This window comes from Gordonia aichiensis NBRC 108223 (assembly GCF_000332975.1).
Lineage (GTDB): Bacteria > Actinomycetota > Actinomycetes > Mycobacteriales > Mycobacteriaceae > Gordonia > Gordonia aichiensis.
The window spans coordinates 82,216-100,869 of record NZ_BANR01000001.1; the positions used below are offsets into that span (position 1 = coordinate 82,216).

An 18,654-nucleotide genomic window follows, 5' to 3' on the forward strand; every position below is an offset into this window, starting at 1 on the left:
GCGGGTGCCTTCGCAACACATCACCACGTCAGCGGCGACGTTCCCAATGGTCGAGCCGGTAGTGGATGCGGCGTGGGTTTGCCGTCGAAAAAGATGGGGATGACCGGTTCGTCGATACGCCCGAACGGACCGTCGACTGTCGTCAGATCGATCGACCTCGTGCCCCAGTCGGTGTCGGGGGCGGCGCCCGAAAGCCCGAGAGAGTGCACCCAGGTGCAGACGCGCGCTAGGTTGATCCGGACCCGCCAGGAACCGCCCTCGGACTGTCGGCGGCGCAGTGCGGCAACGATTCCCGTGGCACCGAGGTAGGCGGCCAGATAGTCGTTGAGCAGATGTGTCGGCGGTAATTTCGGCGGTCCTCCGAGCCCCTCCTCCAGGCTGAAACCGGTTGCTGAACAGGCTAGTTGATCGAATCCGCCGCGATCTCCCCACGGTCCGTCGGAGCCCCAGCAGTGGTATTCGACGACGATGATGCCCGGTCGTCGCTGCGCGAGGTGCTCGGCATCGAGGCCGTGACGCTGCAGGCCGCGGTAGGCGTTCACGAAGACGTCGGCGTCAGCGATCAGGCCGGTGAGTGCGGCCAACTGATCCGGGTCGCGAACATCGCAGTAGGCGTTACGTTTTCCGCCGCCGGTGAGTGCCGGCATGGGGTGGGGGTCGACGAGGTCGGGTCGGGTGACGTGCACGACGTCGGCTCCGAACGTTGCCAGCAGTTCGGTGCTCACGGGGCCGGCGATCACGTGAGTCATATCCACAACTCGAACGCCAGTCAGCGGCGGCCATTCTCGTGGTGCGGTGAGGGATTCGGGCTCGGCGTCGTCAATGCGTTCCAGGTCGATGACCGGTCGTCGTGCGACGTCGATACCGACCGGCGACCCGGCCCACTGCTGCGCGGTTCTTGCAGCGGCCGCAACGCCGCCCGCCGCAACCACGGCCTCTTCGAGGGCAACGGAATTCCATGTGAGAGCGGCCTGCGCGATCCGCTCCTTTGTCGGCGGACAGTCCAGGACGGCGCACACGGCATCGCGTTGGTGCGGAAAGGTGGTGATCAAGAACGTCCAACCGTCGGCGGTGCGATAGAAGTCGTTGTTGCGCAGCGCCGTCGGGTCCTCGGCGATCAGTCGTGTCGGCTGTCCGTTGATGGTCGTGAGGTACGCGGCACGGAGTTGATCTACGGCGTCGGCGACGCTCACGGACACAACTGAGCTGTCGCCAAGCGCTGCGATCTGAGCCCCGAAAGCAGCGATGGCCGCAGCCGAGGCGTCGCCGATGCGGTGTGGAGACGGGGTGATCGGGTCGGCTCCGCTGATACGCGTCGGTCCGACGGCGGTTCCGGTGAGTGCGGTCAGGCCGTCGACGATGTCGGAGACGGGCGGCGAGGTGATTGGCATGGCTTCACTCTTCGCGTCGACCATGCGCGGCCGGTGATCTTCCGAATATACGTAAGATATCGACGTGGGTGGACAACGCGCCGTCGTGCGAGCCGACCGAGTGCTGGAAGAGGTTGCGCGTGCGTCAACTCCTTTGTCACTGAGCGTGATTGCTCGATCTGTCGGCGCACCCGTGTCGTCGACGTCGGATCTGCTCGATGACCTGGTGGCGTGTGGCTACCTGGTTCGAGCCGATCGGAGGTACCGTCTGGGCCCGCGGTTGATGACGTTGCGACTGATCGCGGCCCGCGCCGATGCGCCGCCGATCGAATCGGATGGACTTGCGGCGCTGGCGCAGTTCACCGGTCTGCCGGTGGCGCTTGCGGTGCTCGTCGGCTCCGACGTCGTGTATCTCGGGAGCGTCGGCGAGGTGTCTGACTATGCGGCGGCGGTGGTCGGGGAGCACCGACCGCGGCCCCTTCTTCGCACAGCGGCCGGACGTGCGTTCCTTGCTTTCGCCGACGACGGCGAGCGCGACCGGTTGTTGGCGATTCACGCCGGGCCGGCCGGCGCCGCTGGCTTCCAGCGCGAGGTCGCCGCGATTCGACGTCGCGGCTATGCGATCAGCGACGGACTCGCCGATCCCGAGATCCGCGCCGGGGGTGTTCCGGTCTTCGAGCGCGGGCTGCTGGTGGGCGTCGTCGTGGTGGTGGGTTCTCGAACCGACTCTGGGCGCGCCGTGGACAGGGCCGCTCGGCGGGCGCGGGAGTGGCTCGCGGGCCAGTGGGGGCTGTAGACGTGTGCCGAATGTAAGGATGTGGGTGCTGTAGCACCCAACTCTTTCGATACGACACACATGTGGGCTGCGTTGACGCGGCTGGTCGCGTGGCGCCGGGGGAGGGCACACTGAGGTGGTGACGGAATCGGTTTCGACGAGCAAACGGCGCTCGACAGCGAACGCGCGCCCGAGTAGCCGTGACGAGATTCGGGACGCATTCATTCGCCACGTGGCGGAGTCGGGATATGACGGCACCAATTTTGGGTCGATCGCCGACGAATTAGGCATCAGCAAGGGCACCATCGTCCACCACTTCGGCACCAAGGAGCGGCTGTTCGCTGACGCCCACGAGCGGTATATGGAGAGGCGGCTCGGCGAGGCGCAGGACATTGTCGCTCGCCTCGACGCTGTCGAGGAACGTCTCGCGGGTCTCGTCTGGGCGTTCACGATGTATCAGACGTATGGGCGAACTGAAACGGTCGCGTTCCAGCGTGAAATCGTGCGCTTCAACGATGCGCCGTCGATGCGACGATCCCGCGACCTCCGCCATGAATACCGGGATCTCGTCAAATCGATCCTCGACGAGGGGATGAGCACGGGAGTATTTCACGACGGCAACTCGTCGATCCTGGCGTTGCAGATCTTTGGCGGTACGCAGTGGATGTGGACGTGGTTCAACCCTGCCGGTTCGCAGTCCAACGACGACGTCGCCGCCACGTACGTCCTGCTGATCCTTCGAGGCTTAATGCTGTCCAGCGAGGGCATCGATGCCGTGATTGATCCGGCCGGCCGTGTCCGTGCGGTGGTGTACGAGGTCCTCGACGGAGGCGCTACGCCCTGCTGAGAGCGGTTTTCTCATATCCAGAAAGCGGGTCTGTCGAGTCGCGCTGTGACCCTTGACTGTACGTACGGTCAGTGAGATAGTCGTCACACACTGAACGGCGGTAATCGCTAGGAGAGGGATCAACGATGAGCTACTTCGCTGACGCATCAGAGGTGTACAAGTATCTGGGCGGCGTGTTTCGTCAGGCCAACGACACCGACGGCGTCGGTTCGACGCTGCGAGCCGCCGACATCGTTCTGCGGCTTGACTATTCGGCGCCCGATTCGTCGATCACCGTCGTCTTGAAAGAGCCGGCCATCGAAGTCATCGAGGGCGATAGCGAATTGACTCCCGATGTGCGGATGTCGATGTCGGCCGACAACGGCAACAAGTTCTGGCGAGGCGAGTACAACGTCGCCGTCGGGCTGGCCAAGGGGCAGGTGAAGGCCAAGGGGCCCGTCTCGAAGATTCTCAAGCTGATCCCGGCCGCCAAGCCTGTGTTCCCAATTTATCGAGACCTGGTGTCCGCGAAGGACTCCGAGAACGCCTGAGAACCCCGGCCGAGAGAGGATTGCGCGTGATGACGCCTCCGCATTATCAGATGTACATCGACGGTGCCTGGGTGGACTCGTCCACCACGATCGACGTCACCAACCCGGCGTCGGATGCACTGGTCGCGACCGTAGCCCACGGTGACGCCGACGACGCCGATCGCGCTGTCGCTGCCGCACTGCGCGCGCACCGTGACGGTGAATGGCGAAACACTCCGCCCGAAGAACGTGCCAAGATCATGACGCGGTGGGTCGAGATCCTCAACGAGCGGATGGACGAGTTCGTCGATCTTCATGTCGCCGAGAACGGGGTGACGCGCAGACAGGCCATGGCATTTCACGTCGGATATGCCATCTCGCACCTGCAGTACTTCGCCGATCTCGCGGCCACGTATGAGTTCAGCCGAAGCGGACCGATGCTGGGTTACCCGACCGTCGCCGCCGGGCTCGTGCGGCGCGAACCGTTCGGCGTCGTCGCGGGGATCGTGCCGTGGAACTTCCCGATGCTGCTCGCCGTCTGGAAGTTCGGACCGGCACTCGCCGCCGGTAACACCATCGTGCTCAAGCCGGACGAGAAGACTCCGCTGACGCTGCTGGAGATGGCACGCGCAGCGCACGATGCGGGAGTCCCGGCAGGTGTGTTCAACGTCGTGACCGGTCCCGGGGAGGTGGTCGGCGCGCGGTTGGCGGCTCATCCGGACGTCCGCAAGGTCGCATTCACCGGCTCGACTGCGGTGGGCCGGACCATCACGGAACTTTCGGCAGCCAACATCAAGAAGGTCACGCTCGAGCTAGGTGGCAAGGGTGCCAACATCATCCTGCCCGACGCCGATATGTCACAGGCAGTCGACGCTGCGCTGTTCGCCTTCTGTCTCTATCAGGGCCAGGCCTGCGAGTCGGGGACGCGGCTACTGTTGCCCGAGTCGTTGCACGATGAGTTCGTCGCGAGGCTTGTCGAGCGTGCCGCAGCTATTCGCGTCGGCGATCCAGACGATTTCGACACCGACATGGGGCCGATCATCTCGGCTGAGCAGCGTCAGCGCATCGAGCACTACATCGAGTTGGGCAAGAAAGAGGGCGCAACGCTGGTCTATGGCGGCACTCGCCTGACCGGTGAAGGGTTCGACGCCGGAAACTGGTTCGGCCCCACGATTTTCACCGATGTCGACAATTCGATGACCATCGCGCAGGAAGAGGTCTTCGGGCCGGTACTGGTTGTCATCAAGTACCGAACGGTTGACGAGGCCATCGAGATCGCCAACGACAGCGAGTACGGCTTGTCGGCAGGCGTGTGGAGTGAGGACATCGACGCCGCACTCGACGTGGCGGCGCAGATCGAATCGGGCACGGTCTGGATCAACGACTGGCACATGGTGAACGCGCTGTATCCGTTCGGGGGATACAAGCAGAGCGGCAACGGCCGTGAACTCGGACCGCACGCACTCGACGAGTACACCGAGGAGAAGTTCATCCACGTCGATCTCGCTCGCCGGATCGAGAGCAAGGTGTACGACCTCGTCGTGCCCGAGGGGGACTGATGTCGACAACCGTGCAGGCCGGGCCGATGCGCGCAGCCGTGTTCCACGATTACGACGTCGCGCCGGCCGTCGAAGAGGTCGTCCCAACCGACCTGGAACCGGACGAGGTCCTCGTTGCTGTTGCGGGAGTGGGGATCTGCCATACCGATCTCACTGCGATCGACGGGACAGTGCCACTACCAACACCTTTCGTCGTCGGACATGAGGGGTCCGGGGTGATCGAGGCCGTCGGCAGCGACGTCGTCGATCTCGCGGTCGGCGACAGGGTGGTGCTCACATTCGATCACTGTCGTGAGTGTGCCAGCTGTCGATCAGGGCACCCCGCGTATTGCGAGCTGTTCGCCGCGCTCAACTACTTCGGGACCCGGCTCGATGGCAGTGCGACCCTGCGCAGTGGTGAGGAGGATATCCACGGAAGCTGGTTCGGGCAGTCGTCATTCGCCACCCACGCGGTCGCCAGCGCTCGAAATGCCGTGAAGGTGGACGACGATCTTCCGATCGAGATTCTAGGACCACTCGGGTGCGGGTTGCTGACCGGCGCAGGTGCTGTGCTCAACGTGCACCGCCCATGTGAGGGCCAGAGCATCGGTATCTGGGGGATCGGTACGGTCGGGCTGTCTGCGGTCATGGCAGCAAAGGCGGCGGGGTGCGATCCCATCATCGCCGTCGATCCGAACACGGAAAGACTGGAGGTCGCCCGGAAACTCGGTGCGACTCACACGTTCGATCCCACGGCGACCGACGACGTCGTCTGGGAGATCATGGAACTGACCGGCGGACTCGACTTCACAGTCGATGCGGTGGGGTCGGGACTCGTTGTGCGCCAAGCCCTCGAGTCGCTTCGGTCGCCCGGGTCGTGCGCGACGCTCGGGCTGCAGAAGCTGGAGAACGAGATCACCATCGACCAAGGTCATCTGTTGCTGGGTCGGACCCTCACCGGCGTCATCGAAGGTGACGCCGACCCGCATCGATTCATACCCGAATTGATCGGGCTCTGGCGGGAGGGGAAGTTTCCCTTCGACACGCTGATCACCACCTACCGTTTCGACGACATCGCGACAGCTCTGTCGGATCTGCGCGCGGGCACATCGATCAAACCGGTTCTGGTGCCATCAACTTCAGACGAGGAGGACACTCGTTCATGACCGCACAGGACTCCGAAATCAGCAACGGTGTCGATACCGCGCTTCTGGGCGGTATCGGAGACGGTGGCGTGCAACCGATCATCGAGACCGTCGATCGCTGGGTTGCGCGCAAGCCCGACGACGTCGCGGTGATCTACGGCGAGCGACAGTTCACCTGGCGCGAGTTCCGCGAGCGCATCGGGCGCAACGCGACCGCTCAGGCCGCTGCAGGAATCGGCCCGAACGACCGAATCGCATTCCTGGACAAGAACTCCATCGCCTGTCTGGAGACGACGATGGCGGCTTCGCTGACGGGTGCGGCCAATGCCGTCATCAACTTCCGACTCTCGCCTGCCGAGGTCGCCTACATCATCAATGACGCCAAGGCGTCGATCGTCATCGTGGGAGCGGAGTTCGTCGACGTCATCGCCGCGTTGCGCGACGAACTGCCGACGGTGACGCGGGTGATCGTCAGTGGTGGACCCGACGACGAGTACGAGCGATGGCTGGCCGACGCCGCCGCCCCGTTCGAGGCCGTACCGTTCGATCCCGAAACTGCCTTCCTGCAGCTCTACACCTCCGGCACCACGGGGCATCCCAAGGGCGCCATGCTCACTCACCACAGTCTCGGAGCCCACAGCGCGGCCGCAGTAGCCGGGTTCCACTTCACCGGCGACTCCGTGAACATGGTCGCGATGCCGCTGTTCCATGTCGGCGGCTCGTCCTGGGCGCTCGCCGCCATGTCCGTGGGTGCCCAGACGGTGATCGTTCGCGAAACGATACCGGCAGCGATACTCGACGAGATCGTCGCGCGCGCCGTCACGCACGCCTTCTTCGTCCCGGCGGTATACGGCTTTCTGCTTGCCGATCCACAGGTAGCCGAGCGCGACTACTCGACGGTGAGATGCTTCGGTTACGGCGGCTCGCCCATGCCGTTGCCGACGATCCGCGCATGCCTGAAGACATGGCCCGGTGTCGACTTCTACCAGGTGTACGGCATGACAGAGATGTCCGGTGTGTTCTGCGTGCTCGACCCCGCGGACCATCGCGACGTCGAACATCCTGAACGGCTCGTCTCCGCGGGTCGACCGCTTCCCGGAGTCACCGTCAAAGTTGTTGACCCAGAGGGAAAGACGGTGGCTCCCGGTGAGGTTGGCGAGTTCTGGACACAGTCAGAGCAGCACATGCTCGGCTACTGGGACAAGCCACAGGAGACCGCGGAGACACTCGTCGGTGACGACTGGTTGCGTACCGGGGACGCCGGGCACATGGATGCCGACGGTTACCTGTTCATCTCCGACCGGGTCAAGGACATGATCATCACCGGCGGCGAGAACGTCTATCCCGTCGAGGTCGAACGTGTCGTGATCGAACACGACGCCGTCGCCGATGTTGCGGTGATCGGTGTGCCCGACACGAAGTGGGGTGAGTCCGTGAAAGCGGTGATCGTGTTGAGCCCCGGCGCCGAGGTCACCGAGGATGAACTGGTCGCCCACTGCCGCGCCCGGCTCGCCGGATACAAGGTGCCCAAGTCGGTCGACATCGTCCCCGATCTGCCGCGCAACTCGACCGGCAAGATCCTCAAACGCGAGATCCGCAAGGAATTCTGGGAGGGGGCGGACGCTGCACACGTGACGATCATGTCGAGCAGTTAACGGAAGCCGATGATGTCAAATGTCCCGGACGACAGTTCGCATACTGCGATGACGGCACCGGGCACGGTCAGCACCTGGCGGATGTACTGACGGGAACCGGTGCAGGTCGTGACGTCGATGGCTTGCACAGCGCCGGTGAGCGGGTTGACTCTCGAGAGGCTGTGCCCGTCGAGCGTGGCGACGATGTGGTCACCGACGAGTGCGAAGTCACCTGGCTGTCGTGCGGGATAAGCAGGCACTTCCACCGTGTGACGCTGTGCGTATGAGCGCACGAATACCGAATCGGCCGACACGTCTGTGGGGATGAGAACGACCGTGCCGCGCGGGCCGCGTGCGAGCTGCCCGACGCTGCCGGGGACGGGTGCGGAGTCGACCTGCTGCCCGCGATCGTTGATCACGACGACGTGTGCTGAGTCGGCTGGGCTCGTCGGCGCGACGAGAACCGCGAACTCATCCACGGAGACCGCGGCAACGTCGACGACGTTGCCTGACGGCAGGTTGGACTGCAGACGAATGGGTGCACCCGTCGTACGATCGGTCAGCTCGAGCTGTCCGTCGAGACACGTCGCCTGTGCTGCGTGTGTTTCTACACCAGAGCAGTCCTCGTCGGACTGATCCGAACGGCTCTCGTCGTCGACAGAGCGCGAACGGATCTCGCCGGTGACAGGGTCGAGTCCGACGGTGATGTTCGCGCGGCGCGCCGACACGGTTCCGTCGGGTTCGACGGTGAACGTGACCTGACGCCCGTTCTGGTCATCGACGGTGAGATCAGCGAAATCGAACGACCATCGGGGTGATCCGGTGCGCCCGTCGTAGGCGGTCACCGTGTTGTCGTGGACCGCCACGAATCCGTCGCCTGCGCGAGCGAGTGGGTCTCGGCCGTCGCCATTCAGCCTTGTGCGGTAGGCGACTTCGGTGACATCGGTCGGCAGTGGCGCCGTCGGCTCGGCCGCGGCGAGGTGCGGTCGCCATGGATTCGCGTACGAGCGTGCGAGGGTGATCGTCGACGGCACGACGAGCGCGATGACGAGAAGAGCGACGACAGCGCTGGTCCGGGCCCGACGTGGTGCGGAGATGGGCAGTGCAGCGACTGTGCACAGTGCGACCGAACCACACACAGCCGCGACGATCGCGTAGACGAACGCACCATGGCTGTCGAAAAGTCTTGAGACGTCCCGGTTCTTCGATCCTGCGACAACGCAGGCAATCACCGCGATCACGGCCGTGATCGCGACCGGCGGCAGGCTCGCCGACCACCATTCCGCGGTCCACGCTCGTCGGCGGACCGCCAGCGCGAGCACTGCGAGAGCACCAGCGATGAGAGCGCCGAATGCGAGCGCCCGTGCGATCGCACCCGGCACACCGGCGAGGTGGAGATCGGTGCGGAGTATCAGCGAGGTCACCCCGAAAGCAATTGCGAGCAGTGCGAGCGACATCGAGAAGCCGACGAGCACCGGCGCACTGACGACGTTCGACTCGACTGGTGCGTCCTGTGTCGGTGACGGAGTCGATTCGTCCGTCGGTTGTGCGGCTTCCGACGCCGTCACCGCGTCGTCGCGATTATTCTGAGCGGTCATCGGGTACCTCGCATCGTTGAGATGGTGTCGTCGAAGCCCATGACGACACCGCCTGGGAAGGGCTCTATCGACTCTGCCCGGCCGGGTCGGCTCTCATGGGTGCCCGTGTGCAGGTCGACCGTGGTGATCTGTCCCGTGGATGCCGAGCGCGGCTGACTCCCGTCCCAGGAAAGAGTGGCGATCAGGAGTTGATCGTGCAGGAAGAGCGAGGAGGAGTAGCTGCCCTCAACCGGAATTCGCAGAGGAGTGGTGGGTGCGGCGAGCGAGATGAGTTCGATTTCCGCACGGTCGACCGGTTCTGCGATGCAGTTCTTAGAGGTGTTGTCGCAGTTGATGATTCGTTTGTCAGTTAACTCCACGACATGCTTGCCGGTGGCGTCGGCGATAGCGGCGGGGTAGTGAGCCTGCTGGTCGGTGACGTAGTGATATCCCTCTGGTAGCGGTGGTCGGTCGGGGTCGCGTGCATCGCGCTCCGCGCGGCTCGGGAGCACTGCGCCGGTGTCCGCGTCGAGTACGCGGGTGTGACTGCCGTCGGGGCAGGTGAGCGTGAGCTCGACGGTGTCGTCCAGATCTCTGACGTCGTCGATGCTGCACGTCGTTCCCGCGTCGTGGCTCCAGCGCAGTTGGCCGGACGTGGGGTCGTACTCGCGAACGGTGCTGTCGTCCGTTGCCTCCAGGAGGTGATGAACCTGTGGGCCACCCGCGACGTCGCGATCCGAGTTCGTTTGTGGAAGCGACAACGTTGTCGAGTTCTTCCATATTCTCTCGCCGGTTGTCGCGTCGATACCGAATGTTCTCGTCCCTCCGGGGAATCCGCCGACGGTGACCGCAACGATTCCCTTGGCGGTGATGACGTGGACGCGTATCGAAGGGGAAGGATTGCCGACCACTCGCAGGTTCCATCTGGTGGTGAGGTCGTCGCCGTTGTACATCGTCAGACTGCTCGGGGAGTTGTAAAGTCCGGCCTTGTCGACCGTCACGAAGCCTGGACCCACCGGGTATGCGGCCACGACGCCGTCGGCGAGCTGACGCGGCTCACCGACGACAGCAGTGGGAGGAGGCGTCGACACCTGATGGCGGTCACCGAGATCGATCTCGATCATCTGATCGTCGGCACTGGCGGTCGGCGGCGCGAAGACCGCTGTCGCGGTTGCCGCTGCGGCGAGTGCGATCACTGCGGTCAGGGTGATTCCGCGCGTCGTCGACCTGCGGGGTGCGCGCCCTGCGAGGCCGAAGGGCAGAAGAAGAAACCCGACGAGTGCCACCCAGAATGCGGCGAGTGTGCCGCCGTAGCCGGTGCCGTGGATGTCCGCGTCGTTCATCGACGGCGCGTGAGTGAAGTAGAACAGGCCCACGATGGCCTGGCAGAGCAGCGCCACGAGGCACACGAGTTTCGCGGCATACCGAAGAGTTTGCGAACGTGTGAGTACGGCTACGACCGTCAGCGCGATAACGACCAGAGACAGCACCATCGTCGCCATGTTGACGGGGAGCCGGATGTCGCTGAAGCGGACCTTGCCGCCCGTCGTCGAGCTGTCCACCAGGTTCTTGGTACCGAACAGGATCACCATCAGGGCGACGGCGGACGCTCCGAGCAGTGCACCGAGGCCAAGGCCGGTGACCACCCAGTCGACCCAACCGCGGTGCTTGGTCGGGCCCTCTGGCTGTTCAGCGGCTGACGCTGTGACTTCTCGGGCGTCCGGGTCGGGGGCTCTGCGCACGCCGGGGATGCTACCTATCGGGTAAACGAGTGAGTCGACGTCCTCATTCGCGCGAGCGACGGCTCGAAGCAGATCGGCCTGTGCAGCCGGGGTGGATGCGTTCGGGTGTGAACGCGGGGCGGGTCCGCGGATTCAGGGGATCGGGGGAGCGCCGGTGTCGCTCGCTGTGCCGCCGCGGCGCAGTACCTCCGCTTGCGCTCGGGCGATGCCGCCGTGTTCCAGTGCCGCCAGGGTGGATTCGCCTGCCCAGACGGTCTCGCCGTCGTGTCGTCGAACCTCGACGGTCATGTGCGCGCCGAGATGCTCGATCGCGCCGGGAATGTTGCGTCGCTCGCTGGGGAGAGGCACCGGCAAGACGTGCGCATCGCCCAAACGTCCAGACCCTTCGACGTGAACGACGTACCGACGGCCGGTGCTGTGCAGTGACCACGTTTCGTCGTTGACATCTGCGTGTACTGGTGAGATCAGCGGGTCGCCGACACGCACCAGACGACCGTCGGGCAGTAGGACCACGATGACCGTGACCTCGGTGTGCACTGGCCCCGCCCGGACGGTTCCGCCTGCAAAGGCCACGCACGCCTCAGGTTCGGCGAATCCCTGGGCCTGACCCCACCACCAGCTTTCCGGGAAACCCTCGCGGCCCCAGTTCTTTTCGGCGTACACTTGGGCGCCGTCGAGATCCCACGTCTCATCGCCCACAGTTGCCGTACCGCTGGCCCGACCGCCCAGCAGCCACGGAGACCAGTACTGGTTCAGTCCGGGAATGGAGTGGAATGGTCCGGAGGCGCCGTAGACGCGACGCGGCCACGGCACGGGATCGTCGACGTGAACGTCGAGACGCGCGTCCGAGCCGAGGTCGAGGCGAACGTCGGCCACGTCGGCGCGGAACGCGGAGTCGACGCTGACCTTTAGGCTATGCGGATTGTCGTGACCGCCTGGATGTGCGGTCGTGCGTAAGAACCGATTTGGTTGGGAGGCAAGCCCTATGGTCACCCAGTGGTCGCCGTCGGGCGCAGTGTTCACCCCGCATAGCGCGATCAATGTGCGTCCACGGTCGGGTTGAGTGAAACGCCAGAAGTATCCCTCCATCGCCACGCCGTGCCCTGCCAGCGGATCGCCGAAGGGGAGGTCGGCGCCGCTGGCGCGATAGCGAGTGCTCAGTCGGGACATGTGCCACTCCTCGTGCCGCTGGTAGAGGCAGGCTACCGCGCACCGGCAGCGCCCGGCTGAGGCTTCGGGTCGGATTTCCGCGTTGGCCTCGCGGAAGGGCTTTCCACCTTAGACATGATAGAAAGTGAATCCTTCGCGGGCGAGAGAGAAGCCGTAACCTTCTGGGTTCTCGCAGGCGATACCCACGCTGCGTGAGTAGCAGACGATCTTGAGATTCGATCTCGGCTGAAACGCAACCGCCTCGCCGTACTGGAGGACTGCTCGCCCGTCACGGTAATTGCCTTGAATGACTGACCCGCACGCGGGCTTGTCGTAGTTGACCCAGCCGAAGATGTCGGCGGAGTTCTCGTGTCCCTCGAATGCGGGTATGTGACACGTTCGGTCAGAACCGAGCGTCACGCTGAATCTGGTCTCGCACAGCAGCGAGTCGGAATTGACGAAGCAGTTGATATTGCCTGATGGCGTGGCGAACGAATACGTGGCGCCTCCGCCGCCGGTGAAGTCAGTGCTCGGCCGCAGCGAGTACGTGGCGTCATCGCCGTGCGGACCCTTGGCCGTCCCGCTGTTCGTCGGAGCTGATGCCAGGTCGATGTAAAGCCGGTCCCCGTACGTATTCGAGAGACCGGGTGAGACGCTCGCGTCGTCGCCGTCGAGCGTGATGGTGACAGTGGTGTTCTCCGCCGGGTGGTTGCCGTTGTAGCGGGAATCGAAGCTCGCCACGATCTTCTGCGCAGAAGCGGATTCGATTGTCACGCTATGCATCACATAGGGCGTAACCGCACGAGACACCTCACCGTGGACGAATACGACGAGGGCCTCGAACATCGACGACCCGGTCCCTCCGGGTTGGTCTTTCGTACCGTTGGAACCCGTGACGACGGCGTAGGAAAGGCCTTGCGTGCATCCGGTGTAGTTCGTAGATTTCGGCTGAGGGTCGACATGAGCGTAGAAGTCTCTGATGTTCGCATTGCTGCTGCGCTCGGGAAACACTCCACCGGACAAGACAGCGGGAGCCGCGGCGCACGACTGTTCCGTCGATGGCGAGGCGGGGGTTGCGGTGACTTGTTCGGTAACAGTGGATTTGGTTCCGACGGCCTCGCCGGTACGGGAGGTGGAGCAACCGACGAGGATGATGCACAGTGTAAGCGCTCCGAGCGCACACACGCGGAGTGAAGGTCTTGCTCCTGCGGTCATGGACGAACCTTCCATCGACGGCTGCCTATCATGGATCGAGAACTCGGCTGAATACTAGATCCCGGGTCTGACAGGAGACTCCGCGCCACTACCGGATTCGGTATTGCTAGTCGGTTGTCGGTAGGCGCCGCTTCTTGGGCTCGATGACCTCGACGGCGTATTTCGTGCCCCACTCGTTGAGGGTTCTTACGAACGGTGCTAGCGCGTATCCCAACTCTGTTAACGAATACTCCACGCGCGGGGGGACCTCGGGATAAGCCTGTCGTTGCACGATGTCGTCGCATTCGAGTTCGCGTAGCTGACGAGTAAGTACGCGCGGGGTCACCGGACCGACCGCGCGTCGTAGTTCGCCGTACCGCACTGGACCGCCCAGGAGATTCTTGACGATCGTCATTTTCCATGCGCCGCCGAGCACCGCGATACTGACCTCGACAGGACACACATCAAACGCCCGGCGCACGGAGTCGCGGATAACCTCGCGCTCGTCACTTGGCATCGCCTGACCGCCTCCACTCCTGTGAACAGCTAGTAGACCAAACGGTACCTTATGGACGAAAATGTACATACTACCGCTGATGTGCTCAGTGCACTATTCAGTGAGTATGCGCGAATCCTCGGAGGCACCGGAGGGCCATCACCTGATTCACCCCGCGTGGCGGATGACGGTCATCGCTGCTGCCGCACTGGTTGCTGCCGGTTCCTACACCACAATCGCAGGACTCATTACCGATCCATTGGTGACGTCGTGCGGCTGGAGCCGCGCCGAGATCGGCATCGCAGGCTCGGTCAACATGGTCCTGTACGGCGCCATCGCGCCGTTCAGCGCTGCGCTGATGGATCGCTACGGCCTTCGCCTGATCGCGGCAGGTGCCCTGACGCTATTGACGCTCAGTTCGGTGCTGCTCGTCACCTTCACGCCGACGGCTGTCTGGTTCACGCTCTGGTGGGGCATCCTCGTCGGCACAGGAACCGGCTCCATCACCATGGTCTTCGGCGCGACAGTGGCCAACCGCTGGTTCATCGACCGCATCGGACTCGCCACAGGGATTCTCACCGCTGCCAGTGTCGTCGGACAGTTCGCCGTGCTCCCCGTGCTCTCGACGCTGATGACACATCACGGTTGGCATGCGCCGGTCATCACCTGCGGCGCGCTCGCGGTTGTCGCCGCGCTCCTGGTCACGATCGGCCTACGCAACCAACCCGCTGATCTCGGCGTCACGCGATACGGCGACATCCCCACCGCGACTACTCGCTTCACGGAGGGGACGGAGAACGCGCTGCGCCGAAGTCTGCGTGTACTGCTCGCCTGTGTGCGTAACCGAGCTTTCTGGCTACTCTCCGCGATGTTCCTTCTCTGCGGGGCCACCACCAACGGACTCATGTGGTCACACTTCACCCCCGCCGTCCACGATCACGGTATGGCCCCCACCGCAGCATCAAGCCTGCTCGCATTGATCGGCTTCGCTAACATCGCAGGCACTATCTCGGCGGGATGGCTCACTGATCGGATTGAACCCAGGGCTTTGCTCGCGGTGTTCTTCCTGATCCGTGCAACCGCCCTGGCCATCCTGCCCACCATCTTCACCAGTGAGATAGATGCGGGCCTCATCGCGTTTGCTGTGGCCTTCGGCATCCTGGACGTCGCCACTGTCCCGCCGACTATTGCCCTGTGCCGCCACTACTTTGGCGCCGACAGCGCACTCGCATTCGGATGGGTCAATGTCTTCCACCAGCTCGGAGCCGGAACCATGGCCGCCGTCGGCGGCGTCATCCGCGAGGTCGACGGCACCTACACTCCGGTATGGATCGTCGGCGCGACTCTGTGCACGGCAGCCGCCGTACTGGGCGCCATCACGACAAAGATCCACATACGCCACCACCCTGTCGACACGAACCCCTGCAGGTGGTACTCGCGTATGTGGCTACCCGCCCGGCATGTGGGCCCTGTTGCGGTTCATCTCGTTCCACTGCTACTCGGGCGTGTCCTCGGAGGAGTGGGATCGACGGCCCGGGCGCTGCTGTATCGCCGTGATCAGGGCTGCAGCGATGAGTAACATCATCACGCGCTGGCCCACCTCATCGCCGGTAGGGCTTGAGATGAGCGCAGCCAATGCAGCTAACGCGAGTAGCAGCCATGGCCAAGTCGTGGGGCGCATAGATTTCCTCTGCTCATAACCGATCTTCTTGTCGGGGTGCCGACAAGAAGATGAGAACTGATGGCTAGCGTCGTTGGCGAATTTCCAACCGCACCAACTCACGCTCGAGCAGGCTCTGTTGCCGCTCGGTCCAGATACCGTGGCCTGTGTGACTGATGTGACTTTCCAGTCCAGAAATCCAGAAAACGCGTTCGCCAGTCCAGGAACTGATCGAGCGCGGCAGCCGCGGCTAGTGATGCAAGTCACACACTCTACAAACCTGAGCGGAATGGACTCAACTCTATGTGCGTTGAAGGACCTGAGTGGCCATAATTGAGCCACAGAGACTTAAGAACGCAAGAACACGTAGAGAAAGAGGTACCACCAAGTGGACAGCTTCACCCCGACCACGAAGACGCAGCAGGCGCTGAGCGCTGCTGTGCAGGCGGCGGCCGCTGCTGGTAACCCCGACGTACGTCCGGCCCACATCCTGGTCGCGCTGCTGGACCAGTCCGACGGTATCGCTTCGCCGCTGCTCAAGGCGGTGGGAGTGAACCCGTCGACTGTTCGGGCGCAGGCTCAGGCCATGGTCGACCGGGCGCCGACGGTGTCGAGTTCCAGTGCCCAGCCGCAGCTCTCCCGCGAGTCGATCGCGGCGATCACCGCTGCTCAGCAGCTCGCTTCCGAACTCAATGACGAGTACGTCTCCACCGAGCACCTCGTCGTCGGTCTGGCCACAGGCGACTCCGACGTCGCCAAGCTGCTGCACGACAACGGCGCAACCCCGCAGGCTCTGCAGGAGGCGTTCGTCGCCGTCCGCGGCACCGCGCGCGTGACATCCGAAGACCCCGAATCCACCTATCAGGCGTTGGAGAAGTACTCCACCGACCTGACCGCTGCTGCCCGTGAGGGCAAGCTCGACCCGGTCATCGGCCGTGACGCCGAGATCCGTCGTGTCGTGCAGGTCCTCAGCCGTCGTACCAAGAACAACCCGGTGCTCATCGGTGAGCCCGGCGTCGGCAAGACGGCCATCGTGGAAGGTCTTGCGCAGCGCGTCGTCGAAGGCGATGTGCCGGAGTCGTTGCGCAACAAGACCGTCATCTCGTTGGACCTCGGATCGATGGTCGCGGGTGCAAAGTACCGCGGTGAGTTCGAGGAGCGGTTGAAGGCCGTGCTCGACGAGATCAAGGGCTCTGCCGGACAGGTCATCACCTTCATCGATGAGCTGCACACGATCGTGGGTGCCGGTGCCACAGGCGATTCCGCCATGGACGCGGGCAACATGATCAAGCCGATGCTCGCTCGCGGTGAGTTGCGGCTGGTCGGTGCGACGACGCTGGAGGAGTACCGCCAGTACATCGAGAAGGACGCCGCCCTCGAGCGTCGGTTCCAACAGGTGTATGTCGGTGAGCCGAGTGTCGAGGACGCCATCGGCATCCTTCGTGGCCTCAAGGAACGGTACGAGGTGCACCATGGTGTGCGCATCACCGACTCCGCATTGGTCGCTGCCGCAACGCTTTCCGATCGCTACATCACCTCGCGATTCCTGCCCGACAAGGCCATCGACCTCGTCGACGAGGCAGCCTCGCGCCTGCGGATGGAGATCGACTCGCGACCCGTCGAAATCGACGAGGTGGAGCGTGTCGTCCGACGCCTAGAGGTCGAGGAGGTCGCACTCGAGAAGGAGCACGACGAAGCGTCGAAGCAACGTCTGGAGAAGCTGCGTCAGGAACTGGCCGACCAGAAGGAGAAGCTCAACGAGCTCTCCGCGCGCTGGCAGTCGGAGAAGACCGCCATCGACGCCGTCCGCGACACCAAGGAAGAGCTCGAACGCCTTCGTGGAGAAGCAGATCGCGCCGAGCGTGACGGAGATCTGGGGCGTGCGGCCGAGCTTCGCTACGGCAGGATCCCCGGCTTGGAGAAGGAGTTGGAAGCCGCGATCGAGAAGACCGGCACCGACCCCGACGAGGACGTGATGCTGCAGGAGGAGGTCGGACCCGACGACGTCGCACAGGTCGTGTCGGCGTGGACGGGCATTCCCGCGGGCAAGATGCTCGAAGGGGAGACCGCCAAGCTGCTGCGCATGGAAGAGGAACTCGGCAAGCGCGTCATCGGTCAGAAAGAGGCCGTGGTCGCGGTGTCCGACGCCGTCCGACGTGCTCGTGCAGGCGTCGCCGACCCGAACCGGCCACTGGGATCGTTCCTGTTCCTGGGCCCGACCGGCACCGGTAAGACCGAGCTGGCCAAGGCGCTGGCGGAGTTCATGTTCGACGACGAGCGCGCGATGGTGCGCATCGACATGAGTGAGTACGGCGAAAAGCACGCCGTGGCAAGGCTTGTCGGTGCACCTCCCGGCTATGTCGGATACGAGCAGGGCGGTCAGCTGACCGAAGCGGTACGTCGCCGTCCGTACACGGTGGTGCTCTTCGACGAGGTCGAAAAGGCTCACCCGGACGTCTTCGACATCCTGCTGCAGGTGCTCGACGAGGGTCGACTCACCGACGGTCAGGGGCGCACGGTCGACTTCCGCAACACCATCTTGATCCTGACGTCGAACCTGGGTGCAGGAGGCGATCGCGACCAGGTGATGGCGGCAGTCCGCAGCGCGTTCAAGCCCGAGTTCATCAACCGGCTCGACGACGTCGTGATCTTCGAGGCACTGAGCCCCGAGGAGCTGGTGTCCATCGTCGACATCCAGCTCGGCCAACTGCAGAAGCGTCTCGCGCAACGTCGACTCGAACTGCAGGTCACGCCGAAGGCGAAGGAATGGCTGGCCGAGCGGGGATTTGATCCGCTCTACGGCGCACGTCCGCTGCGTCGACTGGTGCAGCAGGCCATCGGCGATCAGCTCGCCAAGGCGCTGCTCGCCGGCGATGTCCGCGACGGCGACGTCGTGCCGGTCAACGTGAGCGCCGACGGAGATTCGTTGGTTCTCGGCTGACAGCACTGACATGACCGAGCACTGACATGACAAGGTCCCCGACCCGCACCGGGTCGGGGGTCTTGTGTGCTGTTCGG

General features: G+C 64.0%; 14 protein-coding genes. 8 read left to right on the plus strand and 6 right to left on the minus strand.

Translation table 11 applies throughout. The features are described from left to right. Positions 1 to 20 precede the first annotated feature (20 nt). Complete coding sequence (locus GOACH_RS00395) at positions 21 to 1,415, minus strand: CoA transferase (protein WP_005168968.1); 1,395 nt, start codon at positions 1,413 to 1,415, stop codon at positions 21 to 23. A 40-nt stretch (positions 1,416 to 1,455) separates the two neighbouring features. On the opposite strand from GOACH_RS00395, the gene GOACH_RS00400 reads away from it, so the two are divergent. From GOACH_RS00400 to GOACH_RS00425, 6 genes are all read left to right on the plus strand, one after another. After that, positions 1,456 to 2,166, plus strand: a complete 711-nt coding sequence (locus GOACH_RS00400) for an IclR family transcriptional regulator (protein ID WP_005168972.1) — start codon at positions 1,456 to 1,458, stop codon at positions 2,164 to 2,166. A gap of 118 nt (positions 2,167 to 2,284) precedes the next feature. Then, complete coding sequence (locus GOACH_RS00405) at positions 2,285 to 2,992, plus strand: TetR/AcrR family transcriptional regulator (protein WP_157227400.1); 708 nt, start codon at positions 2,285 to 2,287, stop codon at positions 2,990 to 2,992. Between the two features lie 125 nt (positions 2,993 to 3,117). Continuing rightward, on the plus strand, positions 3,118 to 3,522 hold the full coding sequence (locus GOACH_RS00410; RefSeq protein WP_005168980.1) for an SCP2 sterol-binding domain-containing protein: 405 nt from the start codon (positions 3,118 to 3,120) through the stop codon (positions 3,520 to 3,522). Between the two features lie 29 nt (positions 3,523 to 3,551). Further along, positions 3,552 to 5,060 (plus strand): aldehyde dehydrogenase family protein, encoded by a 1,509-nt coding sequence (locus tag GOACH_RS00415; RefSeq protein ID WP_005168983.1) that lies wholly within the window; start codon positions 3,552 to 3,554, stop codon positions 5,058 to 5,060. Next, positions 5,060 to 6,205, plus strand: a complete 1,146-nt coding sequence (locus GOACH_RS00420) for an NAD(P)-dependent alcohol dehydrogenase (protein WP_005168986.1) — start codon at positions 5,060 to 5,062, stop codon at positions 6,203 to 6,205. Before GOACH_RS00415 ends, GOACH_RS00420 begins: the two co-directional genes overlap by 1 nt. Beyond that, positions 6,202 to 7,839: a long-chain-fatty-acid--CoA ligase gene (locus GOACH_RS00425; protein WP_005168989.1), complete on the plus strand. Its 1,638-nt coding sequence runs from the start codon at positions 6,202 to 6,204 to the stop codon at positions 7,837 to 7,839. The genes GOACH_RS00420 and GOACH_RS00425 overlap by 4 nt, the downstream gene beginning before the upstream one ends. On the opposite strand, the gene GOACH_RS00430 is transcribed toward GOACH_RS00425, so the two are convergent. From GOACH_RS00430 to GOACH_RS00450, 5 genes are all read right to left on the minus strand, one after another. Beyond that, on the minus strand, positions 7,836 to 9,416 hold the full coding sequence (locus tag GOACH_RS00430; RefSeq protein ID WP_005168992.1) for a hypothetical protein: 1,581 nt from the start codon (positions 9,414 to 9,416) through the stop codon (positions 7,836 to 7,838). The two genes, GOACH_RS00425 and GOACH_RS00430, sit on opposite strands and share 4 nt — an antisense overlap. Beyond that, a complete protein-coding gene (locus GOACH_RS00435; protein WP_005168995.1) occupies positions 9,413 to 11,137 on the minus strand; it encodes a PQQ-binding-like beta-propeller repeat protein in 1,725 nt (574 codons plus the stop codon). The genes GOACH_RS00430 and GOACH_RS00435 overlap by 4 nt, the downstream gene beginning before the upstream one ends. Before the next feature lie 132 nt (positions 11,138 to 11,269). After that, positions 11,270 to 12,307 (minus strand): tocopherol cyclase family protein, encoded by a 1,038-nt coding sequence (locus GOACH_RS00440; RefSeq protein WP_005168998.1) that lies wholly within the window; start codon positions 12,305 to 12,307, stop codon positions 11,270 to 11,272. Positions 12,308 to 12,415: 108 nt separating this feature from the next. Further along, the gene (locus tag GOACH_RS23665; RefSeq protein ID WP_157227402.1) at positions 12,416 to 13,060 is read right to left on the minus strand and encodes a hypothetical protein; all 645 of its coding nucleotides are present in this window, start codon (positions 13,058 to 13,060) and stop codon (positions 12,416 to 12,418) included. A gap of 547 nt (positions 13,061 to 13,607) precedes the next feature. Further along, positions 13,608 to 13,997, minus strand: coding sequence for a winged helix-turn-helix transcriptional regulator (locus GOACH_RS00450; protein ID WP_005169002.1), 390 nt, complete (start codon positions 13,995 to 13,997; stop codon positions 13,608 to 13,610). Between the two features lie 106 nt (positions 13,998 to 14,103). Here GOACH_RS00450 and GOACH_RS00455 point away from each other — a divergent pair, with 106 nt between their 5' ends. Together GOACH_RS00455 and clpB are read left to right on the plus strand one after the other, a co-directional pair. Further along, positions 14,104 to 15,555, plus strand: coding sequence for an MFS transporter (locus tag GOACH_RS00455; RefSeq protein ID WP_245551747.1), 1,452 nt, complete (start codon positions 14,104 to 14,106; stop codon positions 15,553 to 15,555). 469 nt (positions 15,556 to 16,024) lie between these two features. Next, the gene (gene clpB, locus GOACH_RS00460) at positions 16,025 to 18,577 is read left to right on the plus strand and encodes an ATP-dependent chaperone ClpB (RefSeq protein ID WP_005169009.1); all 2,553 of its coding nucleotides are present in this window, start codon (positions 16,025 to 16,027) and stop codon (positions 18,575 to 18,577) included. Positions 18,578 to 18,654: the final 77 nt, after the last annotated feature.